Below are 10,486 nucleotides of genomic sequence, written 5' to 3'. Positions count from 1 at the left end.
CCGTGAGGCTTAACCTTACAACGCCAAAGATGTTTTGGCGAAAGAAAGACATCAATTCAGCTTGATACAGATAAAATCAGAACGCAAAAGCGGTCTGATAACAGAATTTGCCTGGCGGCTGTAGCGCGGTGGTCCCACCTGACCCCATGCCGAACTCAGAAGTGAAACGCCGTAGCGCCGATGGTAGTGTGGGGTCTCCCCATGCGAGAGTAGGGAACTGCCAGGCATCAAACAAGTGAAGAAGCCCATCCTGACGGATGGGCTTTTTTGCGTCTGTTGTATGTGAAAGCGGGTGGATAGCCGCGTCAGCGCCTTATCTGTCCAGCGAAAGCCTCTCTTCTGTCCACGTAAAATGTCCTTTATCCTGTCCGTGAACGACTAAGCATTCTCCTTTGATTATAAAATCTAACTGCCCATAAATTTATGAGGGGTAGCAGCGATGGTTGCGGGTAATTGATAAGGAGATGGCTTGGGATTGGCTGAAAAGTTTTGGGAAATACAATAGCAGAAAACCAGCCTGTAGGCTGGTTCTTCTAAATAGTGGTGCTGGACTCGGAATCGAACCAAGGACACGGGGATTATCAAAACTCATGTCAAATTTGGCTGTTAAATATCCATCTTGCCAGTGTACCCTATTTAGCTTCGATCCTATCGCGAAATAACTTCTTTCAAGGAAGTCATCTGAATTTTCCGCGCGTCCTTACATTCCGACGTTATCCAGTAAAATCTCCAGGAAATCCGAGGCTATTCCGTATATCCAGTCAGGAAAATCATAATTTAAACCGCATAAAGGAGTTTAACATTACATATAATGGCTTCATTTATGTTGGTAATGATATATTAATATAGTTTAGCTCCGGAATTTCAGCGGTGCGGTAATGAGGATGTATTATTTTTATTGTCGCCATTTAAACTTTTATATCATTTTTATTAGTGCGGCTTGATGGGTGTTCAATTTTTTCTTTATGATTTATTCAATGCTTGTCTGGGTGGTTTTTTGTATGGTTTTGAATTTAAAGGTAATTAAAGCGTGACTGTTAACGCAGTGATGACCGATTAAATTCTGGGTGATGTATTAGCTGTGTAATATTGATGCTTTTTTTGCCATTCGAAATTTAAAAATAGTTGCTACTAATTGATGGATGTTATTTTTTTGGCTTTATTCAATATTAAGGGGTCGCTTGTCTGAAGCCTGCTATCAGTTTGGCAAAGTAAGTCGTCGCGATTTTCCAGTGGGGGCTGAGCATATCTATCATAGGGTCTTTTGTGACGTTAAAGGGTGATATATAGGTTGTGCGTCCACCCGGAGCTCGAAGTCGCTCTACCTATTCGCTCAGTTAGCAATTCCAGGCGCGTAATTCGAGTGCCGCTTACCGGCTTCGCCTTTTCGTGCCTTTCATAATCATTACTGAGAGAAATGAAAATGAAGAATGTCATAAACCTGACCTGAAATATACCCTCAAACAAATATCTATAGCACAAACGGATGTCGACGATCTCAACTTCAATATATTATCTAACCGTCTTGTACCATTCAGTATGCGAAACTTCGATGCTAGCTTTAACAACCTGGTTACAGGGCAAGGCAAGTTTGGTGCCACAGACTTTTCCTTCCTGCGCTTTTTTGATTCCTCATTTCAGGCGGGATACGCTGGGATATGGTCGGTTATAGATCCGCCGTCATGGATTATCAGCAACCGGACCGCCAATTTCTTATCCGCAGTTGAAGTGAACAAAGAGACCGATCCGGTGCTCGGCATAAGTCTGGATGATGTGTTTGGCACGCCGACGCCGCAGGAAGTTATTGAGCTGGCACCGAGATCCAAGGCTTCTACGCTAACTCAGGACAAGATCACGGTGCATGATGGCATAAACACCAAGTTGAAATCTACCGATCCCATTGTCTTAGCACGTAAGGAAACGTCGACGGAAGCCGATGACGATGACAATGATGATGTCGGCGGCGACGGTGCTTTCCCTCTCACCGCCAGTGATGTCGCCAACCTGAAGAATCTCGTCAACGGGCTTGAAGGAGGGGAAGACAACGATGCGCTCGGGATCCGAGATCTCGAAGGTACTGGTAATAACCGGGTTCACCTTGACTATGGTTCAGCCGATCAGCCGTTCATACGGCTCACCGACGCGCACTACGGCGCCTGGAATGAGACGACCCAAAACCGCGACATCAACCCCTTGTTCTCCGGGCTGGATCCGCGAGCCATCAGCGATGCCCTTGGTGCACAGGAAGCAAACCTGTCCGGCAATGCCGCTGGCGTGAACAGCTTATTCACGGCCTTCGGTCAGTACTTCGATCACGGTCTCGATTTCCTCGGTAAGGGAGGTAACGGAACGATCCAGATTGGCGCTCCGGGCTCGGTTCCAAACCCCGCGGACCTGACTCGCGGCACCGTTGACAGTATTGATGCCAATGGAATCCCGCAGCATCTCAATAAGACATCGCCATTCGCTGACCAGAACCAAACTTATGGCTCTAACGAACTCGTCGGCCAGTTCCTGCGAGAAGGTGATGGACTGGGCGGGTTTACGGGCAAGCTGTTAGAGGGCGGAGTGGATCCATCAAATCCAAATTTCAAGCTACTGCCCACGCTGAGTGAACTGATCCTGCATCACTGGAACAACAACACGCTGTTCACCGACAGCTCGCTGCCTGGCGACCACCGCGTATCCTTCCGGGAGTACTTCGCCGGACTGGTCGACAGCAATGGCGTTATCAACCAAGCGATGCTTCCTGCCATGACCTCTAATTTCATGGGAAGTGGCTTTGCGCTGCTGCTCGACACCAACCCCTTTATCAACCTGCTCGACCACTACGTGGCGGGTGATGGACGTGCGAACGAGAACATCGCACTAACCGCGATCCACAACATCTGGGAACGGAATCACAACTTCCATGTCAACGCATTGCTCGAAGCCGGATTTAATGGAACAGCTGAAGAGCTGTTCCAGGCTGCCAAGATCATTAACGAAGCTGAATATCAGCGCGTTATTTACACCGACTTTGCCGACAAGTTGCTTGGTGGCATGAGAGGTGAGGGCGATCACGGCTTCGCCGAGTACAATCCGGAAGTGGATGCACGAGTCTCGCACGAGTTCGCGGTTGCCGCTTACCGGTTCGGGCATTCGCTGATAGGGCAGACGCTGACGGTGCTCGACGCTGAGGGCAATGCAACGCAGGTGCCGCTGTTCGACGCGTTCCTCAACCCGACCAACGATACGAGCGCGTTCAACTTCCCCAAATCGCAATTGCCTTACTCTCCACAGCCAGGTTATGAGCAACTGGGTGCCGCCGGGATTATTGCCGGGGGTGTTGTCCAGCCTGCGGAAGAAGTCGACGTCAATATCGTCGATGCTGTGCGCAACGACCTCGTTCGTATGAGTGCTGACGTGTTCGCCTTCGACGTCGCCCGCGAGTGGGACGTTGGTCTGGGTTCGATGAACCAGATCCGGGCTGACCTGATGGCCTCTCTCGATCCGTACGTCAAAGAGGCGGTCAGCTTTGCTGGCGATCTCACACCCTACGGTTCATGGGAAGACTTCCAGGCACGGAACAATCTCAGCGACACCGTCATTGCGCAATTCAAGAAGGCCTATCCTGACCTCGTACTAGAGGATAGTCAAATTGCAGACTTCCTGGCGGCGAATCCTGGCTATAAATTGGTCAACGGAAACACCGTCAAAGGCATCGACAGAGTGGATCTGTTCGTTGGCGGACTCGCCGAGAAGCACATCAATGGTGGTGTGGTTGGCCAGACCTTCTGGGTCATCATCCACGAGCAACTTGACCGCATCCAGGAAGGTGACCGGCTGTATTATCCCGATCGCGTGGAGCATCTGGACCTCTACGAGGTTATCGAGGAACAGGGTTTTGCCGGGATCGTGGCACGCAACACGGGCCTGACTAATCTTCCCGAGAATATCTTCGGGACGAGTCAGCTCGATCAACCGCCGGTCATTGCCCACAATAACGTCGTCCTGAATGGTGGAAACGGCATTGACATCCTGAATGGTGGGCTCGGCAACGACGTCCTGAATGGCGGGGGCGGCAACGATACGCTCAACGGTGGGGCTGGCAACGATATCCTCAACGGCGGCCTCGGGGCCGATGTGATGGTGGGCGGTGTCGGCAATGACATCTATATTGTTGATAATAATGGCGATGTCGTCACCGAAGGTCTTAATGGCGGGACAGATGCTGTCCAGACCACCCTCCATAATTACACGTTGACCAATAACGTTGAAACCCTGGTGTTCACCGGGACAGGCGCGTTTACCGGCAGAGGGAATGCCATTGCCAACACCATCACCGGTGGCAGCGGTAATGACTTTTTGTATGGGATGGGAGGAAACAACACGCTCTACGGTGGCGCAGGAAATGACGCCCTTGATGGGGGTGACGGTGCCGATAACCTTCAGGGCGGGGCCGGTAACGATAAACTGACAGGTGGAGCGGGTAACGACAGACTCGAGGGTGGCCAGGGTGACGATATCATGACCGGTGGTGCCGGAAATGACACCTTCGTCTTTAGCGCAGGCTTTGGGCGAGACCGTATTACCAGCGGCTTCGACAGTAACCCCAGCGGCGGACAGGATTACCTCGATGTGAGTTTATTCGGCATTGGTGTGGCGAATTTTGCCAGCAGCGTCAAGATTGCCGGGGGAACCGGTAACAGTACCGTAATTACCATCGGCGATCCTGTTAATGCCAATGTCATTACTTTAGAAAACGTAAACTCTAAAAGCGTCAATATTGATGATTTTATTCTAATCGGATAAGGAGACGACGATGTCGCGCCAGCATACGCCAACAACACTAAATAAGTTATTAAAGGGAACGAAAGCTACCTTTATAACGCTGTTTTTTAGTCGCGTTATCCATTTGCTTATGCTGGCGCCTCTACCGATGTGAATAGGTTCTATACCCAAAACCGAGGCTATCAAGATAAGGCGTTCAGGATTATTTTATTCCGAAAGCAATATAGTTTAATGCTCTCCATTAAATCTGAATGAGCCACAAGGAAGCGCAAAGAATTTACAGAAATCCTGAGTGGACAACTTAAATTTTTCAGTGCCATCAACATCCTCAGACTGGATGGCGGAAGCTAGGTAATGACATCAGCGGTCAAAGTGACCAGAAATCTACCGTAACCCCAGAAAGCAAAAAACCAGCCCGTAGGCTGGTTTTTCTAAATAGTGGAGCCCGGACTCGGGAACATTCAATTACTTACCAATTTGATTTCTATCATCAATTCTTCTGCTACTTATTGTCAAGACCCAGAGATTGACACTCATTTCTTCTTGTAAATCATAACGATGGATTAAAATAAGTAGAAAACCTTTCGGTTCGATACTCCGATTCGATTCCTTCTAGATTTATCGTAATGACATCTGCGTTACACATGTTGTATACTTAATATACACAGAAACACAAGAGGACAACACCATGCCAGCCGCAAACAGTATGGCGATGAAACGCGAAACTCTGAACCTGCGCATCAAGCCCGCTGAGCGCGATCTTATCGATCGGGCGGCGAAAGCCAGAGGGAAAAACCGCACTGACTTTGTGTTGGAAGCTGCCCGCGCCGCCGCAGAGGAAGCGCTGATCGAACAACGTATCATTATGGCCGATCCGCAGGCTTATCAGGAATTTCTGACTCGTCTGGATCAGGCTCCTGCGCCTAATGCCGCACTGCGTAAAACAATGCAGACTCCTGCGCCGTGGGAACAGGAAAAATGATCTCCGCCCCTGAGCCGCTTCATGCCGGGCATATTCTTACCCCGTTTTGCTGCGGCGTGGATTCTATGGATAACTGGCTGAAACAACGGGCGATGAAGAACCAGCTTTCCGGCGCATCCCGCACGTTTGTCTGCTGCGATGATGTTAAGGTGATGGCTTACTACTCGCTGGCATCCAGCGCCGTAACGACAAATACGGCACCCGGTCGTTTTCGCCGTAATATGCCTGACCCAATCCCGGTGGTGGTGCTGGGGCGTCTGGCGGTGGATAAGTCGTTGCACGGGCAGGGCTTAGGGCGGGCGTTGATGAGGGATGCCGGGCTACGGGTAATTCAGGTGGCGGAGACTATCGGCATTCGCGGAATGCTGGTTCATGCCTTGTCGGATGAAGCGCGGGAGTTTTACCTGCGGGTGGGGTTTGAGCCGTCGCCAATGGACCCGATGATGCTGATGGTGACGCTGGGGGATTTGGTGGGAAGTGTTTGATCGCAGTGCCCTTACCATTTTGTATTAACTGCCTATCTCATCAGGCGATTTACCTGCCAGATCCCAACATCTTCACGTAGTTCATGTCAGCGGCTTGGCATTTATCTCAAACCGCGCCCCCACTAAATTGATATGTCGGATTAGGCACTTTTGAGATAATGTTTGACGATGTTGATTATTATTTATTGCATTATATAAGTATTTTCATCTATTTTTGAGATGTAATCATGGGGCGGTTGAGATAACCAAACATCATGGCTCAATTTAATCCCTTTGAACCAGAGCTAAAAATACTGCTCCAGAACCCCCTCCAGCTTACTCACCGTCACCGCATACTTGGCCGAATTCTTTTCCTTCAGTACCGCCAGATTACGCAGCTTCCAGCGAATAGCTTGTAGGTGTTGAATTTCAGGATAGCGATACAGCGACCAGTCGGCACTATTTTGCTTATAACTGAGCAAGAACGGTAATCCCCCCGAAAAACCGGTGTGTTCATAAATAGAATTCTCTCGTAATCTGAACCGGGGAGATCTCTATGAAAAAATCACGTTTTACTGACAGCCAGATCATGTCCATTCTGAAGTAAGCCGAGGCCGGAAAGGCAGCATGATGATGTTCTGGCATTACAGGTCATGGATTGTGGGGGGAAGGAGAACCGACATTCTCCGGTCTGTCTCTGGTCTCCCCGTAACTTACCCGGTGAGATTACTGAAAACGGTAGGTGAAAAAACGTCGTGCCATAAAGATTTGACTGGATATCCCCGTTTCTCCGTAAAAAATGTGCTAGGGTGACTGTTAATGAAAGTGGCTGATATGCGATTGACATAGAGTGATGACTAGGAAAGGTGCTAACTGATAAGTGATAATTCATATTAATAATATATAAATGAAATCGTTTATTACTCCGCGAATTATGTTGGTTAGTGCGTGTTGGTTATATTAATCCCTAGGTCAAATGTTAAACTCGTGGAGTTTCTACGCTTATCTGCCACCATAATGTAAGCCACGGAAGATGAATGACTAATCTGTTGAAAATATTATATGAAAAGGTACGCTGTCAGCGTGATATTTTTATCGTTTAAACTATGGTATTTATTCGAGTGAAATTATTATTGCTTTATAAATATGTGTGTTGATAACCGAAGGTAAGTGTTTATGTACACCCTGTGAAAATGAAGCGGGAAAACGGGGGAGTTTCGAGCAAAGTGATAGTATATAAGGAATGCGTGATTCTCTGTGGAGGGAAAACTACGGGGTAGTTGCGGGAAAGGTTCCGTATTGGTTTTTTCTGGTTTGCGATTATTCATACCGTGAACAGCGTTAATATGGTGAAAATCGTTCGCCAAAAAGTTAAGACAATAAATACCATATAGCAGTATCCAACCGTACTTCCAGATAGTGTTACGCAATAGCTTATATCTTTAACGATCATCAGCTCCGCGGTGGTAATTTATGCATACCATACTCAAAAACTATTGTGACGTTTTCAATGTTATCCATATTCCCTTGAAGAATGTTCATCACTTTTATTTCCCGCTCGATCTCATCGATGTCAGCGTGAATTTGGCCAAGATTGTTATTTCTGACATAGTTAAGCACTCTTTTAATTGATTGATTTTCTTTCATATTCTGGATGAGGCTAGTATGTGTCCCTTGAGAATAACATTCAGCGTATAGGGTGCGGTAGTTAGCATACTTAGTATAGATTTCAGGTATGTTGGCGCAATCCAATGTGGGAGACTCTAAGATCTCATCTATTGTTTGCGGGTTCTGCTCAGCCATTTGTCGGATCGCAGCCGGAAGGGATGTATCTTTTTTACCGCTTTTAGAGCCTACACTTTCGAATGTTAAGCCGTTTAAAGCATCAGCCGCCAATGCATTGGCGTACAAATTGATGAGCTGATCGACATCTTTTTGTGGTATAGAGTTATGTTTATCTAAGTACCAGTACTGTCCTTTCTTGGTCATTGCGGTTTGTAATTTAAATTTCAGACATTGACCTGCTACTAACCTATAATGATTTGCATTTGCTAATCCTTGATTTGCTCGCCCCTCCAACTGGATAAAAGAATCATTATTGAACGGTCCTGTTATTTTATCAACCAATAAACTTTGTAAAGCTTGGGTGTGTGTGATAGCCCCAATTTGGTTGTATTTTAGGATCTTGAGACCGGGGCTGTCGATGTCTTCGCTACGTCGATCTAACATTTCAGCAAACATGCCATCCGAGTATTTCACCATTTTATCAATCAGGAGATCAAGATTTTTGACCACTTTGCGAATAGCTTCAGGTTGATGATAAAGAATGTTGGTGTACAGTTCCGCGAGATATCCACCGTATTCTTCGCTGAAAGCAAAGTCTTTACGCGGGTAGAATACTCTCAAATCGGTAGACCATGCATCATTGACCAATGCCAATTGTCGAATGAAGGTAGGGCTTGCTTTATGTAGGTGAGCTAGGAGGTAAAGGCATTTGAGCATATCTTCGTGATGTGGCTTATCGGCATCTGCTTCTTTGCCTTGCTTTAAATAGGTTTTACGCCAATCTTTATCCCGACTGATAACCTTAGTTGTACCCAAAATGGTATTTAAGTGCGTTTTGAGTGCAGAATCACTGAAGTTCTTCCAAAAGTCATGGTGAGTTTTCTCATCATTCAGCGGCCATAGTTCTTTTCTAAGCCCTTTGAGACTCAGTTTTCCCGCTTTATCCGCGGTTTTCAGATGATCATAATCTGATAGGGACGCGAAAAATGACTGAGGTTTCGAATGCAATAAGACTTCATATGGTAGGAGATAGATTTCCCCGTTGCTCACCGGTCTATAGTTACCGCAATGTCTGCGACGTAACTCATCTTTGTTCGTAACACACTGCTTTTCTTTGTTCGTTGAGTCCATGAATTTCTCGCTTATTAATTTTTTCTGCTTTTTGGCTCGCAGGTTTGTTCTAGTATCGATACCAGAGTAACGAGCCAGGTCTTGCTAGTTGCTAGAAACAACAAAACTATCTGACAAAGAGGTAAGCAATATGGTTAACATTGTACAGCGTAACTTGCAGCGAAGCTTGGCTAAAACTATCTCAGAAATCGAACAAGAGACAGGGATACCACAAGACCAATTAGTAGATATTCTTAACGAAGAGTATGGGTATGTATCCCAAGATGACTCAGAGTCAATTGCTAACTTAAACAAGCAAATTGAGTTAGACAAAGCCGCCGAGCGTCATGCCAAGGAAAAGAAGGTAAAGGTCAGTAAAAGAGCTGTGGTTAAAACCATCTACGACCGTGAAACGGGTAAATTGGCTAGAGATTTCAAAGAGAATAATGCAGGTAAAGAGCCTAGCTAGCAGGCTTGATAAGTAGTGAACCATTGAATCTGGTCATTCGGTATCGCTGATTTCCTTGGTAATTAGCGAGTAAGTCAGCATTGCTTGGTGTTATGGGCATGTCAAAAAGGATTGATGTACTGTTTCTTCAGACCGGACAAAGACCGGATGTCACTTGTGGTGATGGGACCAGTCGAAGGCTGTACATGGTGGGTATAGTGTTTGTTGGCAATTTGAAGCCTAACAGACAACAGCACCGTGACCGGAAGGGTAGGGAGTCGCTAAAGGGAAATGCTCAGGCTGGATGGAAGAGGCAGGGCAGTGGCACTTACGATCAGCACGACCAGAAATCTCCCGGAACGCCAGAAAGCAAAAAACCAGCCCGTAGGCTGGTTTCTTTAAATAGTGGTGCCGGACTCGGAAACATTCAGCTATCTAGTAAATTGAAAATTATCATAAATCTGTTTTTGGTAAATTGTCAAGACCCGGAGTTTGACCCGTATTTTTACTTGTAAATCAAAACAGTGACTTTAAACGTATAAAAAACCGTTTGGTTCGATACTCTGGTTCGATTCCCTTGAATGTCTTAGCCCGCCATAATTTTCAAAACTCTGGCGCAGAATTACCCTGAAAATCCCGTTGTACCTGCTGCAATAATCCTGTGATTTCTGCCGTTAAAAACACGAAAAACTTCTCTTTATGCAGTGTACGCTCCTGTACGTCCTGCGGGATAAAACGCGCCATTTCGTTACGGAAGGCATCGCCTTTAATAATTTCTGGCAGGCGCTCCAGCATGGCAGCCAGCTTTTGCGGGTAATCGCCAATGAAATAATCGGCCACTTTATTGCGTATCCAGTCAATACGTACCCTCGCTCCCTGCTGCTTCAGCCAGCGTAGATCCCAGATATCGCGGTGGCGTACATA

5 protein-coding genes, 1 rRNA gene and 2 pseudogenes are annotated in these 10,486 nt (G+C 46.8%); 5 read left to right on the top strand and 3 right to left on the bottom strand.

Annotation, left to right across the window (positions count from 1 at the left end; genetic code table 11):
• Positions 1 to 110 precede the first annotated feature (110 nt).
• The 4 genes from rrf (at position 111) to FDW98_RS21365 (ending at position 6,240) form a co-directional block, all read left to right on the top strand.
• A 5S ribosomal RNA gene (rrf, locus tag FDW98_RS21380) occupies positions 111 to 226 on the top strand.
• Between the two features lie 1,313 nt (positions 227 to 1,539).
• Positions 1,540 to 4,794, top strand: coding sequence for a peroxidase family protein (locus FDW98_RS21375; RefSeq protein ID WP_096758634.1), 3,255 nt, complete (start codon positions 1,540 to 1,542; stop codon positions 4,792 to 4,794).
• 667 nt (positions 4,795 to 5,461) lie between these two features.
• Positions 5,462 to 5,755 carry a DUF1778 domain-containing protein gene (locus FDW98_RS21370; protein WP_096758633.1) on the top strand — a complete coding sequence of 98 codons (294 nt, stop codon included), beginning with the start codon at positions 5,462 to 5,464 and terminating at the stop codon, positions 5,753 to 5,755.
• Positions 5,752 to 6,240: a GNAT family N-acetyltransferase gene (locus FDW98_RS21365; protein WP_096758632.1), complete on the top strand. Its 489-nt coding sequence runs from the start codon at positions 5,752 to 5,754 to the stop codon at positions 6,238 to 6,240. The genes FDW98_RS21370 and FDW98_RS21365 overlap by 4 nt, the downstream gene beginning before the upstream one ends.
• 284 nt (positions 6,241 to 6,524) lie before the next feature.
• Here the strand turns inward: FDW98_RS21365 and FDW98_RS21360 are convergent.
• Positions 6,525 to 6,704 (bottom strand): annotated as a pseudogene (locus tag FDW98_RS21360) (nucleotidyl transferase AbiEii/AbiGii toxin family protein); the annotation flags it as partial.
• A gap of 967 nt (positions 6,705 to 7,671) precedes the next feature.
• Entirely contained in the window at positions 7,672 to 9,135 is a 1,464-nt protein-coding gene (locus tag FDW98_RS21355) for a hypothetical protein (protein WP_096758631.1), read from the bottom strand.
• Between the two features lie 130 nt (positions 9,136 to 9,265).
• Between FDW98_RS21355 and FDW98_RS21350 the strand changes: the two genes are divergently transcribed.
• On the top strand, positions 9,266 to 9,583 hold the full coding sequence (locus FDW98_RS21350) for a hypothetical protein (protein WP_096758630.1): 318 nt from the start codon (positions 9,266 to 9,268) through the stop codon (positions 9,581 to 9,583).
• Between the two features lie 582 nt (positions 9,584 to 10,165).
• On the opposite strand, the pseudogene FDW98_RS21345 reads toward FDW98_RS21350, so the two are convergent.
• A pseudogene (locus tag FDW98_RS21345) lies at positions 10,166 to 10,486 on the bottom strand (nucleotidyl transferase AbiEii/AbiGii toxin family protein); the annotation flags it as partial.

The organism is Citrobacter sp. wls711 (assembly GCF_005281055.1).
Classification (GTDB): domain Bacteria; phylum Pseudomonadota; class Gammaproteobacteria; order Enterobacterales; family Enterobacteriaceae; genus Citrobacter; species Citrobacter gillenii.
The sequence above is the reverse complement of the archived record's forward strand: the minus strand, read 5'-3'. Positions and strand labels throughout refer to the sequence as shown.

Coding starts and splice junctions, on each gene's coding strand:
- FDW98_RS21370 (WP_096758633.1), top strand. CDS start 5,462: ATGCCAGCCGCAAACAGTATGGCGATGAAACGCGAAACTCTGAACCTG.
- FDW98_RS21365 (WP_096758632.1), top strand. CDS start 5,752: ATGATCTCCGCCCCTGAGCCGCTTCATGCCGGGCATATTCTTACCCCG.
- FDW98_RS21375 (WP_096758634.1), top strand. CDS start 1,540: ATGCGAAACTTCGATGCTAGCTTTAACAACCTGGTTACAGGGCAAGGC.
- FDW98_RS21350 (WP_096758630.1), top strand. CDS start 9,266: ATGGTTAACATTGTACAGCGTAACTTGCAGCGAAGCTTGGCTAAAACT.
- FDW98_RS21355 (WP_096758631.1), bottom strand. CDS start 9,135: ATGGACTCAACGAACAAAGAAAAGCAGTGTGTTACGAACAAAGATGAG.